The 21787-nt window shown below is 72.6% G+C and carries 23 protein-coding genes; 11 read left to right on the top strand and 12 right to left on the bottom strand.

The window, feature by feature from the left end; translation table 11 throughout:
* The 3 genes from E1300_RS15180 to E1300_RS15170 form a co-directional block, all read right to left on the bottom strand.
* On the bottom strand, positions 1-321 hold the full coding sequence (locus E1300_RS15180) for a ferredoxin family protein (protein ID WP_131757636.1): 321 nt from the start codon (positions 319-321) through the stop codon (positions 1-3).
* 1 nt (position 322) lies between these two features.
* Positions 323-1351: an NAD(P)/FAD-dependent oxidoreductase gene (locus E1300_RS15175; protein ID WP_131757635.1), complete on the bottom strand. Its 1029-nt coding sequence runs from the start codon at positions 1349-1351 to the stop codon at positions 323-325.
* Positions 1352-1494: 143 nt separating this feature from the next.
* Positions 1495-3117 (bottom strand): carboxylesterase/lipase family protein, encoded by a 1623-nt coding sequence (locus E1300_RS15170; RefSeq protein WP_165502847.1) that lies wholly within the window; start codon positions 3115-3117, stop codon positions 1495-1497.
* Between the two features lie 285 nt (positions 3118-3402).
* On the opposite strand from E1300_RS15170, the gene E1300_RS51550 reads away from it, so the two are divergent.
* From E1300_RS51550 to E1300_RS15145, 5 genes are all read left to right on the top strand, one after another.
* Positions 3403-3558, top strand: coding sequence for a 4-hydroxy-2-oxovalerate aldolase family protein (locus E1300_RS51550; RefSeq protein ID WP_207399745.1), 156 nt, complete (start codon positions 3403-3405; stop codon positions 3556-3558).
* Entirely contained in the window at positions 3558-4574 is a 1017-nt protein-coding gene (locus E1300_RS15160; protein ID WP_131757632.1) for an ABC transporter substrate-binding protein, read from the top strand. The genes E1300_RS51550 and E1300_RS15160 overlap by 1 nt, the downstream gene beginning before the upstream one ends.
* Positions 4571-5089: an FAS1-like dehydratase domain-containing protein gene (locus E1300_RS15155; RefSeq protein ID WP_207399744.1), complete on the top strand. Its 519-nt coding sequence runs from the start codon at positions 4571-4573 to the stop codon at positions 5087-5089. The genes E1300_RS15160 and E1300_RS15155 overlap by 4 nt, the downstream gene beginning before the upstream one ends.
* Positions 5079-5486: a hotdog family protein gene (locus E1300_RS15150; RefSeq protein WP_131757631.1), complete on the top strand. Its 408-nt coding sequence runs from the start codon at positions 5079-5081 to the stop codon at positions 5484-5486. Before E1300_RS15155 ends, E1300_RS15150 begins: the two co-directional genes overlap by 11 nt.
* Positions 5487-5555: 69 nt before the next feature.
* Positions 5556-6308, top strand: coding sequence for an SDR family NAD(P)-dependent oxidoreductase (locus tag E1300_RS15145; RefSeq protein ID WP_131757630.1), 753 nt, complete (start codon positions 5556-5558; stop codon positions 6306-6308).
* A gap of 81 nt (positions 6309-6389) precedes the next feature.
* On the opposite strand, the gene E1300_RS15140 is transcribed toward E1300_RS15145, so the two are convergent.
* The 6 genes from E1300_RS15140 to E1300_RS15115 form a co-directional block, all read right to left on the bottom strand.
* Positions 6390-7124: an IclR family transcriptional regulator gene (locus E1300_RS15140; RefSeq protein ID WP_207399743.1), complete on the bottom strand. Its 735-nt coding sequence runs from the start codon at positions 7122-7124 to the stop codon at positions 6390-6392.
* Positions 7125-7189: 65 nt separating this feature from the next.
* The gene (locus tag E1300_RS15135; RefSeq protein ID WP_131757628.1) at positions 7190-7969 is read right to left on the bottom strand and encodes an alpha/beta fold hydrolase; all 780 of its coding nucleotides are present in this window, start codon (positions 7967-7969) and stop codon (positions 7190-7192) included.
* The gene (locus E1300_RS15130; protein ID WP_131757627.1) at positions 7966-8823 is read right to left on the bottom strand and encodes an alpha/beta fold hydrolase; all 858 of its coding nucleotides are present in this window, start codon (positions 8821-8823) and stop codon (positions 7966-7968) included. The genes E1300_RS15135 and E1300_RS15130 overlap by 4 nt, the downstream gene beginning before the upstream one ends.
* Entirely contained in the window at positions 8820-9776 is a 957-nt protein-coding gene (locus E1300_RS15125) for a DODA-type extradiol aromatic ring-opening family dioxygenase (protein WP_131757626.1), read from the bottom strand. Before E1300_RS15125 ends, E1300_RS15130 begins: the two co-directional genes overlap by 4 nt.
* Positions 9773-11149, bottom strand: a complete 1377-nt coding sequence (locus E1300_RS15120) for a M20 family metallopeptidase (protein ID WP_207399742.1) — start codon at positions 11147-11149, stop codon at positions 9773-9775. The genes E1300_RS15125 and E1300_RS15120 overlap by 4 nt, the downstream gene beginning before the upstream one ends.
* A 130-nt stretch (positions 11150-11279) precedes the next feature.
* On the bottom strand, positions 11280-12479 hold the full coding sequence (locus E1300_RS15115) for a Rieske 2Fe-2S domain-containing protein (RefSeq protein WP_131757625.1): 1200 nt from the start codon (positions 12477-12479) through the stop codon (positions 11280-11282).
* A 249-nt stretch (positions 12480-12728) separates the two neighbouring features.
* Between E1300_RS15115 and E1300_RS15110 the strand changes: the two genes are divergently transcribed.
* Genes E1300_RS15110 through E1300_RS15095 form a run of 4 tightly spaced genes read left to right on the top strand, consistent with a single transcriptional unit; the run spans position 12729 to position 16312 of the window.
* Complete coding sequence (locus E1300_RS15110) at positions 12729-13706, top strand: ABC transporter substrate-binding protein (protein ID WP_131757624.1); 978 nt, start codon at positions 12729-12731, stop codon at positions 13704-13706.
* 7 nt (positions 13707-13713) lie between these two features.
* Positions 13714-14538, top strand: a complete 825-nt coding sequence (locus E1300_RS15105) for an ABC transporter ATP-binding protein (protein ID WP_207399741.1) — start codon at positions 13714-13716, stop codon at positions 14536-14538.
* Positions 14535-15362, top strand: a complete 828-nt coding sequence (locus tag E1300_RS15100; protein WP_207399740.1) for an ABC transporter permease — start codon at positions 14535-14537, stop codon at positions 15360-15362. Before E1300_RS15105 ends, E1300_RS15100 begins: the two co-directional genes overlap by 4 nt.
* On the top strand, positions 15359-16312 hold the full coding sequence (locus E1300_RS15095) for a quinone oxidoreductase family protein (RefSeq protein WP_131757622.1): 954 nt from the start codon (positions 15359-15361) through the stop codon (positions 16310-16312). Before E1300_RS15100 ends, E1300_RS15095 begins: the two co-directional genes overlap by 4 nt.
* Positions 16313-16342: 30 nt before the next feature.
* On the opposite strand, the gene E1300_RS15090 is transcribed toward E1300_RS15095, so the two are convergent.
* Complete coding sequence (locus tag E1300_RS15090; RefSeq protein WP_131757621.1) at positions 16343-16819, bottom strand: FAS1-like dehydratase domain-containing protein; 477 nt, start codon at positions 16817-16819, stop codon at positions 16343-16345.
* On the bottom strand, positions 16816-17298 hold the full coding sequence (locus E1300_RS15085; RefSeq protein ID WP_131757620.1) for an FAS1-like dehydratase domain-containing protein: 483 nt from the start codon (positions 17296-17298) through the stop codon (positions 16816-16818). The genes E1300_RS15090 and E1300_RS15085 overlap by 4 nt, the downstream gene beginning before the upstream one ends.
* A gap of 131 nt (positions 17299-17429) precedes the next feature.
* Here E1300_RS15085 and E1300_RS15080 point away from each other — a divergent pair, with 131 nt between their 5' ends.
* On the top strand, positions 17430-18290 hold the full coding sequence (locus E1300_RS15080) for an alpha/beta fold hydrolase (RefSeq protein ID WP_131757619.1): 861 nt from the start codon (positions 17430-17432) through the stop codon (positions 18288-18290).
* Between the two features lie 545 nt (positions 18291-18835).
* On the top strand, positions 18836-20989 hold the full coding sequence (locus E1300_RS52475) for an extracellular catalytic domain type 1 short-chain-length polyhydroxyalkanoate depolymerase (protein ID WP_165502846.1): 2154 nt from the start codon (positions 18836-18838) through the stop codon (positions 20987-20989).
* 109 nt (positions 20990-21098) lie between these two features.
* Here E1300_RS52475 and E1300_RS15070 read toward each other — a convergent pair.
* Positions 21099-21787 (bottom strand): TetR/AcrR family transcriptional regulator (locus E1300_RS15070; RefSeq protein ID WP_207399739.1); only part of this gene is annotated, 689 nt, incomplete at its 5' end.

Here is a 21787-nt window from a genome sequence, read left to right as displayed (position 1 = left end):
TCAGCCCGCCTCGACCAGCTCGGTGTCCGCGCCGATCGGGCCGATCCTCGCCGCGCCGCCCGGCGAGCCGACGGGCTCCTCCCGGCCGGGCAGCGGCTTCTCGAAGAATCGCCGGTTGTCCAGCCGGTGGTCCGGGTCGGCGGTCCGGTCGACGGAGATCGCCTGTTCCGGGCAGACCTCCGCGCAGGCGCCGCAGTCGATGCACTCGACGGGATGGATGTAGAGCTTGCGCGCTCCCTCGTAGATGCAGTCGACCGGGCATTCCTCCATGCAGGACCGGTCCATGACGTCCACGCAGGCCGGGCCGATGACGTAGGGCATGTCACTTCCTCTCCGCGGGGCCGTCGGTGGAGTGCCCGGGGAACAGCTCCGCCTCCGGGTCGATGACGGTGGCGGCGTTGTTGACGGCGGTGGCGGCCTCGCCGAAGCCGACCGCGATCAGCCGGACCTTGCCGGGGTAGTCGGTGATGTCGCCCGCGGCGTACACGCGGGGCAGGTTGGTGGCCATGTCGGTGCCGACCGCGATCCGCCGCGACCGGAGGTCGAGGCCCCAGCCGAGCAGCGGCCCGAGATCGGCGGTGAAGCCGAGCGCGGCGATGAGGGTCTGGGCCTTCAGCTCCCGCGCGGTCCCGTCCGGCAGGTGGGTGACCTGGACGGACTCCAGCTCGTCCGTCCCCGCCGCGGCGGTCACCGCGCTGTTGACGAGGATGTCGACGCCCGCCTCCCGGACGCGCTCGACCGTCGCGGCGTGCGCCCGGAACCGGTCGCGGCGGTGGACCAGCGTGACCGAGCGGGCGAGGGGCGCCAGGCTGTGGGCCCAGTCGAAGGCGCTGTCCCCGCCGCCCGCGATCACCACGTCCCGGTCGGTGTGGTCGGCGAGGCGCCGCACGAAGTAGACGAGCCAGCGCCCCTCGAACGCGCGCGCGGCGGGCAGCGGCCGCGGGGTGAACGTCCCGATCCCGCCCGTGACGACGACCGCCCCGGCCCGCACGGTCGCCCCCTGGGCGCTGCGGACGACGGGCAGGCCGCCGTCGTAGGACAGCTCCACGGCCTGATGACCGAGCAGGTACTCCGGTCCGTACGGCGCCGCCTGGGTCAGCAGGTCGTCGACCAGGTCGCGGCCGCGGACCGAGGGCAGGCCGGCGATGTCGAGGATGGGCTTCTCCGGGTACATGGCGGTGATCTGTCCGCCCGGCTGGGGAAGCACGTCCATGACCGCGACCCGCAGGCCGCGGAAGCCCGCGTAGTACGCGCCGTACAGGCCGGCCGGGCCGGCGCCGACGATCAGGATGTCGACCTCGGTGGGCGGGCTCTCGTCCGTTGGCGTCGAGATCTCGGCAAGCGTGCTCATGACACGGGACGGTAGGGACGGCGCCGCGTCCTACCAACGGATCCGGTCCGGTGAGCAGGACGCCTGCGCCGTCGCGTCGATCCGCCTGATGGCATGCCTATGGCCGGCACGGCGAACCGTGCCGGCCGTAGGCAGAAGGGTGATCAGGCGGGGACGCCCACCTGGGCGGCGAGGCTGCCCGGGTCGGTGGTGAGCCAGTCGTAACCGATGGAGTTCCAGAAGGCGCACTGGTGCCGGGCCGCGAACTCGCCGGACGGGAGCGCCCGGCTGCCGCCACCGGGCAGCAGCGACATGTACGTGCCGGCGCGGTACGGCGGCCAAGCGGCCAGCCCCGGAGTCGCGGGGTTCCCCTTATTCACGAACGAGCCCCAGTAGCTCACGATCTCCTTGGACAGCCGCTGTTGCTCCGGGGTCAGCAGCCGCGAGGCCGACGAGGGCCACACGTAGGCCTGGTCGCTGGCGTGCGGCGCCCCGGCGTCGAAACCGGGCGGGCCGGAGACGGGCGGGTGCGGGTCGTCGAACTCGTACAGGTACGTCCGTGGTTGCCGGGCCGCGAACCGGGCCGTGAGGTTCTGGTACCGGCAGCCGCCCAGCCCGTAGAAGACGCTGCTGTCGTTCCAGAGCGAACTGATGGCGTACGTCGCGGCGTACGAGCCGCCGTAGGCGTCGTAGGGGTAGTGCGCGAGCACGGCGCCGGCCTGTTCGCCGAACTCCAGCCGGACGGCGCGCTCGTACTGGTCCTTCGTCGCCTTCGCGAACGGCAGCGACCACTGGCGCACCTCGTCGCGCGTACTGCCGATGAGCAAGGGGACCTTCGCGTACCGGCCGGAACGGACGGCGGCGGCCGGCGCGAGGGGCAGTTCGGGGACCCCGGCCACGGGCAGGGGGCCGGTCACGATGCCGCCGACGAACCCGCTGCCGGCGGCCAGCAGCTCACCGGCCGGCTTGGCCCGCAGGCACGGCACGCCGGCCGGCGGATCGGAGCAGCCGGCGGCCGCCGCGTAGCTCCGCCCCCGGGAGACGGCCTGGGCGACCGTGTGGCTCGGGCATCCGCCGCTCTGGATGATCGCGCCGGCGAACAGGCCCCGCGCCGGGGGCGAGGCCAGCAGGGCGCAGACCGAGTGGCCGCCGGCCGACAGCCCCGCGATGGTCACGCGGCGCGGGTCCCCGCCGAAGGCGCCGATGTTGCGCCGGGTCCAGCGGAGCGCCGCCTCCTGGTCGAGCAGGCCGTAGTCGCCCGCACCCCGGCCGCTCAGCCCCGGAAGGGCGAGGAAGCCGAACACGCCCAGCCGGTAGTTGATCGAGACGACCACGACGTTCTGGGTCCGCGCCATCTGCGAGCCGTCGATGTCCCCCGAACCGCTGGAGAAGCCGCCGCCGTGGATCCAGAACAGCACCGGCAGCGGACGGTTCGCGCGGCGGGCGGGAGTGAAGACGTTCAGGTACAGGCAGTCCTCGCTCATGCCCGAGGCTGCACCGTTGGCCCCTTGGAGGCAGTGCGGGCCGTAGGTGGTCGCCGACCGCGCGCCCGTCCAGGGAGAGGCGGGGGCGGGAGGCTGCCAGCGCCTGGAGCCGACCGGCGGCGCGGCGTACGGGATGCCGAGGAACTTCTCGACCCCGCCTGTCGAGGCGCCCGTGACCAGGCCCTTGTCGGTGGAGACGGTCAGAGGGGGAGGGGTCGCCGACGCGGGTACGGCTGACACGGCGGTCAGGAGGGCGAGCAGGCCCGCCAGGACGGCGAGCGCTCGTCGGACGATGGATCGCACTGATCCTCCCGGGAGGACGAGGGGGAGGGTCATGCTTCGCCGCGCCTGAAAGGCGTGCAATGCCGCCAGTCCGCTCAGCGGACTCATGCCTTCACCGACCACGCCGGCCCGTCCGCTCCGCCGCGGGCGCCCGTCCGCCCTCGGCGTCGTGCCCGCAGCGGGCGTTTCCCGGAGCTCAGTGGCCTTTCCTCGGCCCGCGCGGCGGCGTCCGCCGGCGCCGGGGCGGGCGGTCCGCTGAGCAGGACGATCGGCTGTCCGCCCTGGAAAGCGGCTGGGATCCTCCGCGTGACAGGAGGCGCGGGGCATGCGGGCCGCGGTGCCGAGCGGTACGACCCCGGCCCGGCCCGGATCCTGTCGCGCTGCGGTGACCGCCGCCCGCCCGGCGGTCAGGAGGACCGGATCACCCGGATCGCCCACGATCTCGCCAAGGAGAAGAACTGATGTCCGTCAAGAGGAACGCTCGCCCGGCGAGCGCAGCGGGTCGGGTCCCGGGCAGGGCGGCCGGAGCGCTCACCGCGTGCGCGGCGCTGGTCCTGGCCGCGTCGTGCTCGGCGGGGTCGACGGACAGCGGCGGCGCGAACGCGCAGGCCAAGGGCCCGGTCATCCGGATCGCCGCCGGTGTCGACCCGGCGTACGCGCCGCTCTACCTGGCCGTCCAGCGGGGGATGTTCGCCAAGGCGGGCGTGAACGTCCAGCTGATGCAGACCGAGGGCGGGCCGACCGCGGCGCAGGCCGTCATCGCGGGAACGGCCCAGATCTCCGCCAACGCGGACTCCACCGCGCTGTCTTTGATGGCGAACAACGCGAACCTGCGTGCCCTGGGCGTCTTCCAGTCCTCCGACCGCTACCTCAAGGTCGTGCTGCGCAAGGGCGTCGACGCGCCGAAGCAGATCAGGACGATGGGGTCGATCCAGGGCATCGGCCTGTACGCCACCCACGCGTACCTGAAGCACAACGGCATCGACCCCGCCGACGTCAAGATCGCCAAGGGGTCTCCGCCGGACATGCCGGGCCTGCTCGGCCGCGGCTCCATCGACGGCTACATCCTGTTCGAGCCGTGGGCGGCCAACGGCGTCAAGGAGGGCGGTCACATCGCCGGCCGGATCGGGGACTTCGGCGTCGGCTACGTGCAGTGGCTCCTGGCCGACCAGAAGTGGCTGAGCGGCCACGACGACGCGGCCGGCAAGATCTTCAAGGTCGTCGCCGAGGCCGACCGGATCGTGGCGAAGGACCCGAGGGCCGCGGCCGAGGCGACGCGGCGGCAGGTCAAGCTGCCCGTGGACGCGACCGTCAAGGTCCTCCCCGAGATCGACTTCACGGCGCGCGGCTTCACGGACGCCGACTACGCCTCCGCCGGCAGGGAACTGGACTTCCTCCTCGGACAGGGGCTGATCAAGGCGCGGCCCGACCTCCGGACCGTGATGGTCCGCGGCTGGTACGAGAGGTACGCCAGGTGACCGGCGACCCCCTGGAAGAGGTCCGCGCCCGCGCCGCCCGGCTGCGCGGCCGCACCGAACGCGTCCGCCTCGGCCGGATCACCGTCCGGGACCTGTGCCGGTACGCCATCGCGGTCGGCGACGACGGGTACGCCGTCGCCGCCCGCGCGGCGGAGGCGGCGGACCGCCCGGTCGCCGCGCCGCCGATGTTCCTGACCGGCATCCTGAGCTGGCAGGACGGCCCGCCCGAAGGCGAGCTGCGACCGGACGGCCTGGGCGTGCGGGAGTCGCCCTGCACCGAGGGGCTGCCGGTCCGCCAGGTGCACGGCGGGCAGGCCGTGCGCCTCCTCGCCCCCGTGGAGGCCGGCATGACGATCCACGCGGAGCGCTCCCTGACCGGCGCGGACCGCAAGCGCGGCAAGGCCGGGGACTTCGTGGTCCTCGGACTGCGCACCGAGTACTTCGACGAGGCCGGTACGCCACTGGTGGTGTCGGACGAGTCCGTCATCGTGCTGGGGGACGCCGATGAAGCCTGAACCGGGCACGGTATGCCCGCCGCTGGAGTTCACGCCCACGCGGGTGCAGCTGTTCCGCTTCAGCGCGGTCACCTGGAACTCCCACCGCATCCACTACGACCAGGAGCACGCCCGCGCCGAGGGCTTCCCGGACGTCGTGGTCCAGTCGACGCTGCACGGCGAGATGTTCGCCCGCACGGTGCTGCGCTGGGCCGGTCCCGGCGCGGTGCTGCGCCGCGTCGAGTGGCGCAACCGCGCCAGCGCGTACGCCGACGTCCCCCTGACCTTCTCGGCGACGGTGACGGCGGTCAGGGAGGCCGGCGAAGGCCACCTCGTCGAGCTGGCGCTCACCGGGACGGCGGCCGAGGGCACCGTCTGCGCCGCCGGCACCGTCGAGGTGTACGTCCCGTCCGGTTGATCGAGTGGCCGTTCCGGTCACCAGACCGGACAGGGTGCCCGGAGCAGCGCCGGCTCCTACGCTCGCCGCATGTCGAACATGTTCTCCCTCGCCGGCCGGACGGCGCTGATCACCGGCGGCGCCTCCGGCATCGGTCTCGCCGCGGCGCGCGCCATGGCCGCGGCCGGCGCGCGCGTCGCGATCACCTCGCGGGACCCGGACCGGGCCGCGGCGTGCGCCGAGCGCATCGGCCCCGAGGCCGTCGGGCTGGGCTGCGACGTCTCGTCCGAGGACCAGGTGCGCGCCACGGTCGAGCGGGTGGCCGAGAGCATCGGCGGCCCGGACATCCTGGTCACCAGCGCCGGGACCCTCGCCCGGGGCAGCGTCGCCGACCTCGGCACGGAAGCGCTCCACGCCTGCATGGCGACCAACTTCTTCGGCACCTGGTACACCGTGCGGGAGGCGAGCAGGCGGATGGCCGCCGCCGGTTACGGCCGCATCGTCACGATCGGCTCGGTCCTCGGCGTCGTCGGTGCTCCGGAACGCGCCGGGTACGCCGCGTCGAAGGGCGCGGTGGTGCAGTTGACCAAGTCCCTGGCGCTGGAGCTGGCCGGGTCGGGCGTGACGGCCAACTGCCTGCTGCCCGGGCCGGTGCTGACGGAGATGAACGAGGCGTCCCGCGACGATCCGGTGGCGCTCGCCATGGTGCGCAAGGAGGTGCCGGTGGGCCGCTGGGGCGAGACCCACGAGCTGACCGCCGCGCTGCTCCTGCTGGCCGGCGAGCACTCCGGCTACCTGACCGGCGCGACGCTGCCGGTGGACGGCGGCTACCTCGCGCACTGACGGAGCGTCCCAGGCCCGGGCCCGGACCGTCCGACCCGGGCCTGGACAGTCGGCCTTGGACAGTCGGGCCGGGCCCGGGCGTCAGGCCTGGGCCTGGAGGGTGCGGGAGATGCCGAGGCCGGCGGTGCGGAGCGCGGCGGTGAAACGGACGATGTGCATGCGGCAGGTGGGCGCGGTGATCGAGAGGGCGCCCGCGAGCGTCGTGGGGCCGCTGAAGACGGGGACGGCGACGCTCATGTAGCCGAGCCTCGTCTCCTCGACCTCGACCGCCAGCCGGTCGTGGCGGACCTTGGCGAGCTGCGCGCGCAGCAGCCCGGGCTGCACGACGGTCTTGCGGGTGAGCGGCCGCAGGCCGTTGTCCACGACCTCGCGGAACAGGGACGGCGGCGAGAACGCGAGGATCATCTTCCCCGTCGCGGTGCAGTACAGCGGGAGGCGGCCGGCGACGCGGGACTGCTTGTTGATGCCGCGGTGCACGATGAGCTTCTCGACGTACAGCACGTCGAGGCCGTCGTGGATCGCGAAGTGGACGGCCTCCTGCGTGGCGATCAGCAGGTCCTCCATGTACGGGAGGGCGGCCTCGCGCAGGGTGCGCTGCCGGGGCACCCGCTGGCCGATCTCGAACAGCCGCAGGCCGAGGCGGTAGCGGTTGCCGGCCCGCTCCAGCACCCCCCAGTCGAGGAGCTCCTGCGCGAGCCGGTGCACGCTGGCCTTCGCCACCCCGGAGCGCCGTACCAGCTCGGCCAGGGAGAGGACGTCGTCCTCCGCGGTGAAGGACTCGATGATCAATCGCGCCTTGCCGAGAACCGAATTCATCGCTTCGGCATCGTTCTGGGCGGTGAGCGGGGGATCGGTAGCGGGGCGAGCGAACGGAACCACGGTCATGACGCGAACCTCGCGATGAGATCGGCTACCTCGGAGGAGTGCAGCTCCATCAATGGGACCATGCCGCCCTCGATCACCGCAATGGCCGGATCGCCGAGGCGCGCCGACAGCGGCTCCAGGTCGGGGAAGCTGAACGGATCGGCCGACGCGCCGATGCACAGCACCGGGCAGCGGACGAGGCCGATCCGCTCCTCCATGCGGTACGCGCCGACCGCCCGGTGGCCCTTCTCCGCGTCCGGGCCGAGGACCAGCACGTCCCGGACGAGCCGGTCGAACACGTCCGGCCGGCCCGCGGGGTAGAAGGGCTGCCGGCGCCGCCAGATCTCCGTGAGATGACCCCCGTCGGGGTCGCTCTCCCCATGCTCGATCGGCGGGCGGTGCCGCCGCGCCTCGCGCGCGGCGGCGTCGACGTACGGGGTGGAGGAGAGCACCAGCCGCTCGACGCGCTCCGGCGCCCGCGCCGCCGCCTCGACCGCGATGACGCCGCCGGTGTGGTGGCCCGCCAGCGTCGCGCGGTCCAGGCCGAGCGCGTCGAGGAACTCCAGGACGGCGGCGGCGTAGTTCTCGATGCTGTGCTCGGCGAGCGGCGCGGAGGCGCCGAAGCCGATCGTGTCCATGGCGATCGCGCGGTGCGTCCGGCCGAGGAGGGGGAGCACCTCGCGGTACTCGTCCCAGGAGCGCGGCGTCTGGTGCAGGAGCACCACGGGCGCGCCGGTTCCGCACTCGGCGTAGTGCACCTGCCCGAAGGACGTGTCGGCGTACCCCTTTCGGATCATCGCGCCTCCGCGAGGAACGCGAGGCTGAGCGGGTTGTACCGGCCGGCCTGCTCGTGCTGGGGCCAGTGCCCGCACTCGTTGAAGATCTCCAGTCGCGCGCCGGGGATGGCCGCGGCGATCGCCTGCGCCTCCGGGACGTCGCCGAACGGGTTCTTGTTGCCCCACACGACCAGCGTGGGCGCGGTGATCCGGGCCATCCGGTCGGGGCGGAGCAGGTTGCGCTCGCGGATCTCCACCTCCTGCAAGGCCAGCAGGTTCGGCAGGTTCTTCTGGAAGTCCGGCCGGTGGTAGATGGCGTAGCGCGCCTCGGTGAGCTCGTCGCCGAACTCCTCGTCCCACTCGGCCCAGAGCAGGCGCAGCCGGCCGCGGGTCAGTTCGATGTCGTCCTCCAGGGAGGCGGCGGTCGTCGTCCTCTTCAGGCGCTCCATGACCTCCGGGTTGACCTTGGTCCCGCCCATGCACAGCAGTTGCAGGGACGCGACCCGCTCCGGGTGCTCGCTCGCGGCCCACGCCGACACCCAGCCGCCGAGCGACTCGCCGACCAGGTGCGCGCGGTCGGCGCCGACGGCGTCGAGGTAGGCGATCAGGTGGTCGACGTAGGCGGGGATCTCCTGCGGGACGTCCGGCTTGCCGGTGTAGCCGTGGCCGAGCATGTCGATCGCGTGGCAGCGGTAGTGCCGGGCGTGCTCGGGGACGTTGCGGACGAACGCCTCCAGGTGGCCGCTGGTGCCGTGCAGGAAGACGACGTGTTCGCCGTCCTCCGGTCCGGCCTGCAAGGCCCGGGTCCTGACCCCGCCCGCGTCGACGTACGCGTGCCGGTAGTCGGTGTCGGCCAGTGCGTTCCAGATGCTCATGCGGGGACCCTTCCGTGGTTCTCGGGCTCGATGACGGCGACGGCCATGCCGGTGAGCCATTCGGGGACGGCCTCGTAGGCGAGCCGCCGGCCGGGGACGTGGCCGAGCGCGGCGGCCATGACCAGCCAGGTGCGCACTTCCTGCGCGCCGTTGCCGGCGGCCTCTTCGAGGCGTTCGGTGGTGTAGGCGGTGATGCGGTGCAGCTCGCCCTTCTCGACCATGGCCAGGAACGCGTCGTCGAACTCCGGGTTGATCGCCGCCCGGGCGGCCCGGATGATCTCGCGGCGGCGCGCGTCGTAGTCCTGCCAGTTGTTCCGGCCGTCGAGCCACGCCCGGACCATGAACTCCTCGTCCTCGCCGTCCGGGCTGCGCCAGTCCGGCCAGGGGAGCCGGTGCGACAGGCCGCCGGAGCCGATCACGGCGACGCGGCGCTCGCCGGGGAACGCCTCGACGGCCTCCCGGACCGCGCGGCCGAGCGCGTCGCAGCGGGCGAGCGTGGGCAGCGGCGGCGCGAAGACGTTCACGACGATCGGGACGATCCGCACATCGAGCCCGGCGAGCAGGTACTGGATCGCGTGCGACTGGCCGTGGTCGATCTGGAGCCGGGCCGAGAAGGCGACGTCGAAGCGGCCGCCCTCCACGAGGCTGCCGGCGACGTGGCGGGCCAGCTCCTCGTCCACCGGCTGCGGGCCCTTCGGCGTGCCGGACTCGCCGCTCGCGACGCACTCGCCGACCCCGATCGTGAAGCTCGGGATGAGGTCCAGCCAGAACCCGCGGAAGTGGTTCGAGCCCACCAGGACGACGGTGTCCGGACGGGCCGCGGCGATCCGGTCGCGCGCGGCGTACAGGGCGTCGCGGAACCGCCCGGCCTCGTCCTTGTGGACCGTCTCCTCCCAGTGCGTGTTCATCAGCGTGCTGTGCGACGCGCCGACACCGAGCACGATCCGTGTCACAGCCCCACCTCCCGTCGGGTACGGGTGACGGTGTCGACCGCCGTGCGGACGAGGAGCCGGGTGAGGCGCTCCATCTCCCGGACGTCGACGGCGTTCATCCCCATGGCGAAGTCGATCTCGGACGGCGCGCCGGTGACCTTCGGCATGCCGATCCGCACGGTCGGCACGCCCCGGTTGCGCAGGATGTTGGCGTCAGTGGCGCCGCTGTTGCCGCGGATCACCTCGTGCGGGCGGCCCTCCAGCGCCTCCCAGGCGGCGATCGCGCTGCGGGACGCCCACATGCCCGGATCGGACGCGGAGCCCGGAATGGCGAGGACCATCTCCGACACCAGCTCGACGCCGGGCAGCTCGGCACGGATCCCCTCGATCGCGGCGGCGAACTCCCGCTTGGCCTGCATCGGCGTCGTCCAGGGGCTCAGCCGCAGATCGACCAGCAGCCGGCAGGAGGCCGGGGTGACCGCCGCCATCCGCGGCCGTCCCGCCTCGATCGCGGCGACGATGCCCTGTGGGGCGACCGTGCCCTCGGTGTGCCGCTCGGCGTACTCCTCGAACCAGCGCTCCAGCCGCACGGCCACCTCGCCCGCGCGGGCGATCGCGTTGTCGTACGGCAGCCGGTGGCGGGACCCGACATAGGTGTGGATCCCGCGTACGGTCACCTCGAACCAGGCGAGCCCGACCTCCTCCCACGACACCGTCCAGCCGGGCTTGGCGATCACCGCGAAGTCGGCCCAGTGCCCCTGCTCCAGGAGGAAGGAGCAGCCGGCGCCCTGGCCGGTGTTGCGCCGGACACCGCCGTCCAGCGCGTTCGTGGGCATGCCCCCGGCGCCGAACGCGACCAGCAGGTCCCCGGTCAGCGGCAGCCCCGCCCGGTGGACGGCCTCGGCGGCCATCATCACGCAGGCGGCGTGCCCTTTCGGGTTGGAGGCGCCGAGCCCGGTCACGAGGTCACCCACGACGGAGGCGCTGGGCCGCATGTCGGGTCGCAGGTCCGGGCCCGTCCACGGCGCGTCCTCGGCCGCGTCGCCGGTGGTCAGCGTGTCGATCGGCGCGTACAGCATCAGGTCGGGGCCGGTGCCGTCGCCGTGGAGCCGCCCCCACGCGTTGGCCTGCCGGTCGTCGAGCGGCTGCACCGCCGCCGTGATGCCGGACGCGCCGAGCGTGCCCGCGATGTGCCCCGCCAGCGCTCCTTCACCGCCGGTGGGGCTGGGCTCGTTCACGAGGCCGACGACCAGCTCGCGCAGCCGCGCCGCCGTGACGTGCTTCCACGCCGCCGCGACCAGGTCGCGGCGCCGCTCGTCCAGCCCGTCCAGCCCGTCCGGTCCGTCCAGCGCGTCCGGTCCGTCCAGCGTGTGCAGCCCGTCCGGTCCGCTCACTGGTTGATCCGGTGGACCTGGGTGTTGCTCGTCCGGGCGATCCAGCGCCACAGCGGCGGTGCCGCCGCCGCGAGGGCCGCGCCGATGATCAGGGTCAGCAGGGTGCGTCGCACGGAAGGCTCCTCGGGGATCACTTGGCGCCGATCTCGGCCCGCTTCTTGGCGAACTCCTCCTCGGCGAGGGAGCGCCAGGCGGTGAGCGACACGTCGGGGCGGTAGAGCTTCTCCGGAGGCGCGTCCGTCACGTCGACCATCCAGGCGTCCTGGCCGGAGAACTGGCCGTGGAAGAGCCAGCGGATCGCGCCGAGGTACTTGGCGTAGAAGCCGAGGCTCTTCCAGCCCTCGGTGAAGTTGACCATGATGCCGACGTACTGGTGGTTGTCCGCGTCGACCGGGACGTAGAACTCGTAGTGGATGAAGCCCGGGTAGGCGATGCGCAGGATGCCCGGCATGGACAGCGAGGCGAAGCCGGGGAACCCGCAGGACTCGATGACGGGGTCGACCTTCTTCGGCTTGCCGGTGTTGCCGAGGTTGAAGGTCTCCTTGGGCGGCTGGAACTTCCACCAGCGCTTGGTCGTCCACCGGCCCACGCCCGGGAAGTCCGCCTCCCAGTGCACCTCGTCCTGCACCCGGTAGATCCACCGGCCCTCCGGCACGATCCTCGTGATGTTCCAGGTGGGCATCGGCTTGAGCAGCCGCCACAGCGACGTCCGGTGCAGGTACTTCGCGTGCCCCTCGTCGAAGCCGTTCTCGCACGCGAACCGCCAGTTCCCGGTCCGGGGCTCGATGCGGCCGCCCAGCATGAAGGCGTTGCCGACGAGCTCCTCGGGCAGCTGCGAGTCGAGCGGATGCGGTTCCTCGCCGGCGAGCGGGACGTACACCCACACCATGCCGAGGCGTTCCTCCACCGGATACGTCTGCACCCGCACCTTGCCGCAGATCCGCGAGTCGGGGCCGTCGGTGATGACCGCGCACAGCTCGCCGTCGCCGAGGCGGAACGTCCACCCGTGGTACACGCAACTGAGCGTGCCGGGGAACTGCTGGTCGCCGAGCGACAGGGGGATGCCGCGGTGGGGGCAGCGATCGTGCAGGGCGTGCACCTTCCCGGCGTCGCGGACCAGTGCGATCTTCTCGCCGCAGAGGGTGACCGCGATGGGTTTGCCGGTCACATGGCTCGACCAGGTGACGGGGTACCAGTACCCGCGGAAGCCCGCGGCGGCGGCGTCGTACTCGGGCCACGTCGACCAGTCCTGCCGGCCGGGTCGCTTGGGCCGCCGTGCCGGCGCGCGGGTCTCCCCGGCTCCGGAAGCGGACGGGTCGGGCTCGGTCATGCGTCGTCCTCCCGAAATGCAACTGGCGATGCCGAGATGATCGGACGCCGGACGGGTCCCGCCTACGGGAACGTCTCGCTCAGCAGACCGCCGCCGCCCGGAGGCCGCCGGCGACGGCGATCCGGGGACGGTCCGGTGAGCGGACCCTCGGTCATGCGGCGCAGGTGCCGGGCACCTTACGGTTCAGCGAACTCCGGCCTACGCCGAATCCACGCCTGGGTTCCCGGCCCACAGCCATCGAGGTGCTCTATGCAAGCACGGCCCACCTTCTGGCGCGCCGCCGCCGTCATCACCCTGATCACGACCATCTCCGCCTGCAGCGCCGGCTCGACCGACTCCGGGGGTGCCGGAAACGCCGCCGGGCCCAAGGTCCGCTTCGCGGTCGGCATCGACGCGGCGTACGCCCCCGTGTTCGTCGCCCAGGAGAAGGGGCTGTTCGCCAAGCGCGGCGTCAACGTCGACGTGGTCCAGTTCGGCAAGGGCGGCGACGCCGTCGACGCGATCGCCTCCGGGCAGGTGCAGCTGGCCGGCAGCTCGGACACGACGACGATCGGCAAGCTCCAGCAGAACCCCGACCTGCGGGCGCTCCTCGTCTACGAGCAGTCCGGGAAGTTCCTGAAGGTCGTCCAGCGCAAGGACGTCGGCGACCCGTCCCAGATCAGGAAGATGGCGACCGTGCCCGGCCTGTCGGAGCTCGCCGCGACGCGGTTCCTCGAATCCAAGAGGATCGACCCGAAGAAGGTCGCCTTCGTCACCGCCGACCCGCCGGAGATCCCGGCGCTGCTGCAGAAGGGCAGTGTCGACGCCTACGTCCTGTGGGAGCCGTGGCCCGCCAAGGGCGCGGAGCTCGGCGGGAAGATCACCGAGACCAGCGGAGACTACGGCCTGTCCTACGTCCAGTGGCTCATCGCCGGCAACCGGTGGCTGGCCGCCAACCAGGGCACGGCCGCCAAGGTCGCCGCGGCGCTCGACGAGGCGGCCAGGCTCACCGAGAGCGATCCGCAGGCGGCGGCGCGGGCGACGCAGAAGATCGCGAAGGTGCCGGCCGAGCAGACCGTCACCGCGGCCAGGGAGATCGACTTCGGGGTCCGCGACATCACCGCCGCCGACCTGGAGGGGTACGAGCGGACCGCCGAGTTCTTCCTGGAGACCGGCAAGGCCAAGGCGAAGCCGGACGTGCGGACGGCCGTGCTCCAGAACTGGTACTCCCAGCATGCGGGGAAGTGAGGACGCCGTGACGACCGAGATCGATCGGGAAGCCGCCCGCGGCGCGGCCACGCGCATCGACGGCGTGGGCATCAGCTTCGGCGCCTACCGCGCCGTCGAGGACATCTCCCTCGACGTCGCCGCGGGGGAGTTCCTCTGCCTGCTCGGCCCGAGCGGGTGCGGCAAGTCCACCCTGCTGTCCGCGCTGGCCGGATTCACCCGGGCCACGGCCGGCACCGTCTCCGTCGACGGCCGGCCCGTCAGCGGGCCGTCACCGGAGCGCGGCATGGTCTTCCAGAACAGCGACGCGCTGTTCGACTGGCTGACCGTGCGGCAGAACGTCGCCTTCGGCCCCCGCATGCGCGGCATGTCCCGCGCGAAGCAGGCCGCCCTGGCCGACGAGTACCTCGGGCTCGTCGGCCTCCGCAAGTTCGCCGACACGTTCCCCGACCAGCTGTCGGGCGGCATGCGGCAGCGGGTGCAGATCGCCCGGGTGCTGGCGAACCGGCCCCGCATCGTGCTCATGGACGAGCCGTTCGGCGCCCTGGACGCCCAGACCCGGCAGGTCATGCAGGAGGAGATGGACCGCATCTGGCGGGAGTCCGGGTGCACCGTCGTGTTCGTCACCCACGACATCGGCGAGGCGATCATCCTCGCCGACCGCATCGCGGTCATGACGGCGGGCCCGGCGGCGTCGATCAAGAACGTCTACGAGGTGAAGCTGCCCCGGCCCCGCGACGAGACGTCGCCGGGCGCGATCGCGCTCCACCAGAAGCTGCGGCAGGACATCGGCCAGGAGGTTCGCACGGCCCTGCGGGAGCAGGGCCTCGCCTCCGGAGAGGAGGACGGGTGACGACCGTCGACACCGCCCGGCAGGGGGACGCCGTCCCCCGGATCCGGGCCCGGCGTCCCCGCGCGGCGTCCGGCCCGCTCCGCACCGCCGGCATGTACGCGATCTCCATCATCATCGGGATCGGGGTCTGGCAGCTCCTGGCGATGCGGTACGGCTCCGCGCTCGTCGCCTCGCCGGCGCAGACCCTGAAGGCGGCCCGGGAGCTCGCCTCCGACGGCACGCTGGGGAACTCCGTCATCGCCTCCGGCCGCCGCATCCTCATCGGCTGGGGCCTCGGCGTGGCCGTCGGCGTGCCCGTGGGCCTGCTCATGGGCCGCCTCCCGGTGATCCGGCAGCTGCTCGATCCCTACATCGAGTTCTTCCGGTTCATCCCGCCGGTCGCCTTCGTCACCCTGGCGGTGGTGTGGCTCGGCATCGGCGAGTCGTCGAAGATCGTGCTGATCTTCTACACGTCCGTCTTCATCGTCACGCTCAACACCATCGCCGGCGTGCTGTCGATCAACGAGTCCAAGCTCCGCGCGGCCACCAGCCTCGGCGCGAACCGGTGGCAGGTCATGCGGAGCATCGTGCTGCCCGCCACGGTGCCGCACATCGTCACCGGCGCCCGCCTGGCCATGGGGAACTCCTTCCTGACCATCGTCTCGGCCGAGATCGTGGCGGCGCAGGTCGGCCTCGGCGCGCTGATCTGGACGTCGCGGAACTACGGCCGCATCGACTGGGTGTTCGTCGGCATCATCACGCTCGGCATCCTCGGGTTCGTCTTCGACCGGGTGCTGCGCATCGTCTCCTCACGTGTCCTGCGCCGCTATGGGGTGAAGCTGTGACCACGGAGAACTCCCGCGCGCTCGTCCTGGACGAGTTCGGATCGCCGCCGCGGATCGTGGAGCGGCCCGTGCCCGCGCGGTCGCCGGGCGAGACGCTGGTCCGGGTGCGGGCCGCGGCGGTCGGCCATCTCGACCTGAACGTCATCGACGGCCGGTTCGGCATCCTGCCCGAGCCGCCGTTCGTGCCGGGCACCGACGCGTGCGGCACGGTCATCGAGTCGGACGTCCACCCTGTGGGCTCCCTGGTGCTCCTGCGAGGCGCCGGAGTGGGACTGCGCCGTGACGGCGGCTGGGCCGAGCACGCGGTCGTCCCCGACAAGGCCGCCGCCGCCGCGCTCCCCGGCGCGGACCCCGCCGTCGCGTGCTCGTTCTTCTCCCCGGCGGGCGCCGCCTGGGCGGCGGTGCACGACGTGGCGGCGATCCGCGAAGGGGAGCGGGTCATCGTGACGGGCGCGGCCGGAGCCGTCGGGTCCATGGCGGTGCAGCTGGCCGCGCGGGCCGGTGCGGAGGTGATCGGCGTCGTCGGACGGCCGTCCAAGCTGCCGCACGTCCCGTCCGGGGCCAAGACGATCCTCGCCCGCGACCTGTCGGAACAGGCCGTGGGCGGCCGGGTCGACGCCCTCGTCGACACGGTCGGGGGGCCGGTGCTGACCGCCGCGCTCGCGCTCGTCCGGCCCGGCGGCCGGGCCGCCCTGGTCGGCTACTCGGCGGGGCGGGAGCTCACCGTCGACCTCGCGGAATGGCTGCTCGCCGACGTCGCGCTGCTGCCGGTCAACCTGATGACCCGCGCCCGGGACCTCGCCGAGGTGGGCCGGCGGCTCCTGGCCGAGATCACCGCCGGGGACCTGGCCCTCAACGTGGAGCGGTACGGCCTCGACCGGTTCGCGGAGGCCATCGAACGCCTGCGCACCGGCGAGGCGGTCGGGAAGGTCGCCCTGACAATGGACTGACCGCGTCCGGCAAGGGCGCCGCCGAGCGGACTACCGGTCGGCGGCGCCGTCACCGGTCCCGGACGGCATCGGTGGCGGCAGGACGACGACGGCATGCCCGCGGCAGCAGACGGTGCCGTCGTCGAGGGCCTCCTCCAGGTCGAGCGTGACCTCACCGGTCGCTTCGTCGACCATGCGCACGGTGCCGGTGACGGTGAGGCGGTCACCGGGACGCGCGGGCGCGCGGTTCTGCCATCCGAGCGCCCGGACGGCGCGCGGGTCGCCGCCGGCGAAGGCGGTCGCCGCCCGGTGGAGAAGGCAACCGTGCAGCTGCGCCATCACCACGGGGCCGGCCAGCCCCTCGGAGCGGGCGAACTCGGCGTCGTAGTGGATGCGGTGCGCGTTCCGCGTCACCGCGCCGAACCGCAGCAGCCGGACCGCGTCCGGCACCGCCCGGACGGGCGCGATCTCCGCGCCGGGCAGTGCCGGCCGGCCGCCGGCCGTGGTGGAGGCGTCCTGGTCCGTCATCGGACGATCAACCTTTCCGTGACCTCGACGAGGGCACCGCGCTCGGCCGTTCCGTAGGTCTTCTCGACGGTCAGCAGCAGGAAACCGGCGCCGCGCCCCTTGCGCGCGACCTCCGTCAGCGTGCGCCGTACGTCGATCCGGTCGCCGGGCCGCACATCGGCGATCCAGCGCACGTCCTGGCCGCCGGCCATCAGGGCGACGTCGAGGCCGTCGGTCCCCGGGACCTCGTCGCGGTACATCCCGTCCGGGCGGAACTCCTCGTCGCCGGCGCCCGGCACGCCGCGCAGCAGGCTGACGACGTACATCGGGTGGACGACGAAGCCGGCGTCGTCCGGGTCGACCAGGCACGGGGAGGTCTCCCCGGCGGCCCGCGCGAACCCGGCGGCCTCGGCCGCCCGCACGACGCCGAGCGACCGGTGCCCGACCCGGCCGACGAGGGCGCGGGCGCGCCGCTCGGCGACGTCGAGCGCGGCTTCCACGATGGCACCTCCCGGGGTGGGTTCACCTGCGGTGCACGCTACGCACGGCGCCCGCCGCCGGTCAGGAACGCGGACCGCTCAGCGGACCGAGGAGCTTCGGCGCGCGGCCCCGGCGGCGCGAGGATCGCGCCATGGACATCCAACCGGCTCCCGAGGGGGCGTACGCCGACGCCGACGGCGTGAAGTACCACTACCTGCGCATGGGCGCGGGCAGCCCGACGATCTTCCTGCACGGCGGCGGGCCGGGCTGCACCGCCTGGTCGGACTTCGGCCCCGTCGCACCGCTGTTCGCGCGCGACCGCGAGTGCCTCCTGGTCGACATCCTGCAGTACGGCCGGTCGGAGAAATGCGTCATCACCGGGCCGATGTGGGACTTCCACGCCGCGAAGACCGTCGCGCTCATGGACGCGCTCGGCATCGCCCGGGCCGACTTCGTCTGCAACTCCTGGGGCGGGACGATCGCGCTCAACCTGGCGGCGAAGTACCCCGAGCGGGTGCGCTCGCTGGTGGTCACCGGGAGCATGCCGGTCTTCTACGGCCCGCTCGCGCCGCTGCCCGAAGGGGCCCGCCGCGGCCGCAACGCCCGCGACGCCTACTACGGCGGCGGTGGCCCGTCCTGGGAGAAGATGCGCGACCTCATAGCGCGGCTGGAGTGGTACGACCCCGACGCGGTCCCGGACGAGACCGTCTCCCTGCGCTACCAGCAGAGCCTGGACCCGGAGGAGATGGCGCTCGCCGCGGCCACCGACAACCCGCGTGGCGACTGGCAGGACCTCACCGACGAACTGGGGCGCATCACGGCTCCCGCGCTGTTCGCGTGGGGGATGCACGACGCGTTCCTCACCCCCGACTATCCGCTGATGCTCGCCCGGATGGTGCCGCGCGGTCACCTGTACGTCATGGACCACACCTCCCACCACCTCCAGGAGGAGCGGCCGCACGACTACTACACCGTCGTCACCGGCTTCCTGAACCAGGCCCACGACGGCTGACCGCGGATGCACCGCGCTGGACCCGCTCGGTGCATACTGCGGTGAGCGGGGCGGCCACCTGCGCGGCCCAGGTGCCGGGGACGAACGGCAGGCCGGGGCGGTAGGCGGCTACGACGTCGGCGGTGCTCCCTGAGTGCGTTCAGATCAACTTTCGAAAAGTTTCGAGAGATTTCTGGCGCCAGTTGGGCGCCTGCCGTGGGCCGGACGGAGGCACCTCCGGTTCGCCCGCCGACGGAGACCGACGGAAGCTCACGCAGCACATGACCACCTTTGGCCATCGCGATGCTGGCGTGAACACTCCTCAGCGTCACCGGCTCGAACGCCTTCATGCTCCCTGGAAGAAGGGAGGAAGGCCGTAGATGAACGCTGAAAGCTCTGAAAACCCTCGTGCTGTATCGCAATATTTCGAAGACCATCGCACCAGGATCACCCGGTTCGGTGGGTGGCGGGGCGCGCGACAGGTGGGTGAGGGCGGAGCCGGGACGCTCCCGCATCGCTTCCTCCGCACGGCCGGACCGGGTCCGCCAGAGGAAGGACTGCTCCCGATGAACCGATTCCTCAGAGCCCTGGTGGTCCTGGCGATGCTCCCGCTGGTCGCCGGGACCGCCCTGCTGGGCGTACAGCCGGCCGCCGCGGCCTCGCTGACGCGGGTGACGAACTTCGGCGACAACCCCACCAACCTCAACATGTACGTCTATGTGCCGGACAACGTCGCCTCCCATCCGGCGCTGCTGGTCGCCATGCACTTCTGCCAGGGGAGCGCGTCCGCGGTCTACAACGGCTCCTTCCACGACTACGTCACCGCCGCCGACCAGTACCACTACGTCATCGTCTTCCCCGAGGCGACGCGCAGCGGCAACTGCTTCGACGTCTACTCCCCGCAGGCCCTCACCCGCGGCGGTGGCAGCGACCCGGTCGGCATCGTGTCGATGGTCGACTACGCCAAGTCCCACTACAACGTCGACCCGGACCGCGTCTTCGCCACCGGCGTCTCGTCCGGGGCGATGATGACCAATGTCATGGCCGCCGAGTACCCCGACGTCTTCAAGGCCGGATCGGCGTTCATGGGGGTGCCCGCCACCTGCTTCGCGACCGGCAGCAGCAGCAACACCTGGAACAGCCAGTGCGCGAACGGCCAGGTCGGCAAGACGCCGCAGCAGTGGGGCGACGCGGCGCGGGCGATGTACCCCGGCTACAGCGGCTCCTACCCGCGCATGCAGCTGTGGCACGGCACCGCCGACGCGACGCTGAACTACAACAACTTCGGCGAAGAGATCGAGCAGTGGACGAACCTGCGGGGCGTCGGCCAGACACCCGTCCGCAGCGACAGCCCGCAGTCCGGCTGGACCCGGACCCGCTACGGCACCGACACGACGCAGGCACCGGTCGAGGGGATCAGCGTCTCCGGCGCCGGGCACAACCTGCCGCTGAGCGGCATGATCCAACGTGCCATCGCCTTCCTCGGCCTCGACGGGACGGGCGACGGCGGCACGCCGGCCGCCACCACGCTGGGCGCCGCGGCCGCCGGCACCGGCCGGTACTTCGGCGCCGCGATCAGCTCCGGGAAGCTCGGCGACTCGGCGTACACCACGATCGCGAACCGCGAGTTCACCATGGTCACGCCCGAGAACGAGATGAAGTGGGACGCCACGGAGCCGAGCCAGGGACAGTTCAGCTTCACCGCCGGCGACCAGGTCTACAACTGGGCCGCGCAGAACGGCAAACAGGTGCGCGGCCACACGCTCGCGTGGCACGGTCAGCAGCCCGGCTGGGCGCAGGGCCTCGGCGGCAGCGCGCTGCGCCAGGCGATGATCAATCACATCAACGGTGTGATGGCCCACTACAAGGGCAAACTCGCCTACTGGGACGTGGTGAACGAGGCCTTCGCCGACGACGGCAGCGGCGGCCGGCGCCAGTCCAACCTCCAGGCCACCGGCAACGACTGGATCGAGGTCGCCTTCCGGACCGCGCGGGCGGCCGACCCCAACGCCAAGCTCTGCTACAACGACTACAACATCGAGAACTGGAGCGCCGCCAAGACGCAGGGCGTCTACAACATGGTCAAGGACTTCACGTCACGCGGCGTGCCGATCGACTGCGTCGGCTTCCAGGGCCACTTCAACAGCGGCAACCCGGTGCCCGGCAACTTCCAGACCACGCTGCAGAACTTCGCCGCCCTCGGTGTGGACGTCGCGATCACCGAGCTGGACATCGCGGGCGCCTCTCCCACGGACTACGCCAACGTCACCAAGGCATGCCTGGCCGTGTCGCGCTGCGTCGGCATCACGGTCTGGGGCGTGCGGGACACCGACTCCTGGCGGTCCGGCGACACCCCGCTGCTGTTCGACGGCAACGGCAGTAAGAAGCCCGCCTACACCTCCGTCCTCGACGCCCTCAACGGCGGGACCGGCGGCGGTAACGGCGGTGGCGGCGGTTGCACCGCGACCCTGTCCGCGGGCCAGTCCTGGTCCGATCGCTACAACCTCAACGTCAGCGTCACCGGATCGAACAACTGGACCGTCGTGATGACGGTGCCGTACCCGGAGAGGATCAGCGCCACCTGGAACATCAGCCCCAGCTGGGACGCCAGCGGGTACGTCATGACCGCCAAACCCAACGGCAACGGCAACAACTGGGGCGTGACCATCATGAAGAACGGCAACACGACCTGGCCCACCGTCACTTGCAGCGCGAGCTGACCCGAGCCTGCTCCACAGCGCCGCGAAGGCCAGGTCGTCACCGGTGACGACCCCGTGCCACCGCGGTCCCCGAGATGGACATCGGCACCAGGACGACGCCGGCCGCTCTTCACCGGCCGTCGTCCGGGGCCGCCGCCCATGTGCCTGCGGGCCAGCCGTGTTCGAGGAGGGCGGTGACGACGTCCAGGACGCGGCGGGCGTCGGCGGCGGTGCGGGCCAGGTCGGGGATCTGGAGGACGTAGCGGGCCAGCAGCCGGGCGGTGTGGTCCCCGGCGGGGAGGGCGGCCTCTCGCGTGATGGCGGCGGTGAGGTCGTCCTCGGCGGCGGTCCAGGAGTGGAGCGCGTGGTCGCGGAGTTGCGGGGTGGCGCGGACGAGGTCGAGCACGCGTCTCTTCTCGGGTGCGGGATCCGCCTTAAACGGGCCGCGCGTGGCCATGTGGTCGTGCAGCGCCCGCAGGACGGTCTGCCCGGGCCGGCGGAGGCGGACGGCGCGGACCAGGGCGGCCGTGCGCTCGGCCCGGCTGCCGGGGAAGACCAGGCTCGCCTTCCCGTCCGGGAAGTAGGTGAACATGGTTGCGAGCGAGGTGCCCGCGGCGTCGGCGATCTCGCGGACCCCGACGTCGTCGTAGCCGCGCTCGGTGAACAGGTCCAGCGCCGCGCGGTTGATGGCCCGCCGGGTCTGGGCCTTCTTGCGCTCGCGCAGCCCCGGCGGCCGCGCCGGTGCCGGCGGCGCCGCGGGCGGCGGATTCTGCGGCGGGACGCGCAGCTCGGGCGCGGGCCAGCCGTCGCCGAGCAGCG

The organism is Actinomadura fibrosa (assembly GCF_900659615.1).
Classification (GTDB): Bacteria; Actinomycetota; Actinomycetes; order Streptosporangiales; family Streptosporangiaceae; genus Spirillospora; species Spirillospora fibrosa.
This window is presented reverse-complemented; position numbering and strand designations above follow the sequence as displayed.

What these genes read in the sequence shown, in the direction of transcription:
- E1300_RS15180 (WP_131757636.1), bottom strand. Translation starts at nt 321, where the DNA reads ATGCCCTACGTCATCGGCCCGGCCTGCGTGGACGTCATGGACCGGTCC.
- E1300_RS15175 (WP_131757635.1), bottom strand. Translation starts at nt 1,351, where the DNA reads ATGAGCACGCTTGCCGAGATCTCGACGCCAACGGACGAGAGCCCGCCC.
- E1300_RS15160 (WP_131757632.1), top strand. Translation starts at nt 3,558, where the DNA reads ATGTCCGTCAAGAGGAACGCTCGCCCGGCGAGCGCAGCGGGTCGGGTC.
- E1300_RS15150 (WP_131757631.1), top strand. Translation starts at nt 5,079, where the DNA reads ATGAAGCCTGAACCGGGCACGGTATGCCCGCCGCTGGAGTTCACGCCC.
- E1300_RS15145 (WP_131757630.1), top strand. Translation starts at nt 5,556, where the DNA reads ATGTCGAACATGTTCTCCCTCGCCGGCCGGACGGCGCTGATCACCGGC.
- E1300_RS15140 (WP_207399743.1), bottom strand. Translation starts at nt 7,124, where the DNA reads ATGAATTCGGTTCTCGGCAAGGCGCGATTGATCATCGAGTCCTTCACC.
- E1300_RS15135 (WP_131757628.1), bottom strand. Translation starts at nt 7,969, where the DNA reads ATGATCCGAAAGGGGTACGCCGACACGTCCTTCGGGCAGGTGCACTAC.
- E1300_RS15130 (WP_131757627.1), bottom strand. Translation starts at nt 8,823, where the DNA reads ATGAGCATCTGGAACGCACTGGCCGACACCGACTACCGGCACGCGTAC.
- E1300_RS15115 (WP_131757625.1), bottom strand. Translation starts at nt 12,479, where the DNA reads ATGACCGAGCCCGACCCGTCCGCTTCCGGAGCCGGGGAGACCCGCGCG.
- E1300_RS15110 (WP_131757624.1), top strand. Translation starts at nt 12,729, where the DNA reads ATGCAAGCACGGCCCACCTTCTGGCGCGCCGCCGCCGTCATCACCCTG.
- E1300_RS15090 (WP_131757621.1), bottom strand. Translation starts at nt 16,819, where the DNA reads ATGACGGACCAGGACGCCTCCACCACGGCCGGCGGCCGGCCGGCACTG.
- E1300_RS15080 (WP_131757619.1), top strand. Translation starts at nt 17,430, where the DNA reads ATGGACATCCAACCGGCTCCCGAGGGGGCGTACGCCGACGCCGACGGC.
- E1300_RS52475 (WP_165502846.1), top strand. Translation starts at nt 18,836, where the DNA reads ATGAACCGATTCCTCAGAGCCCTGGTGGTCCTGGCGATGCTCCCGCTG.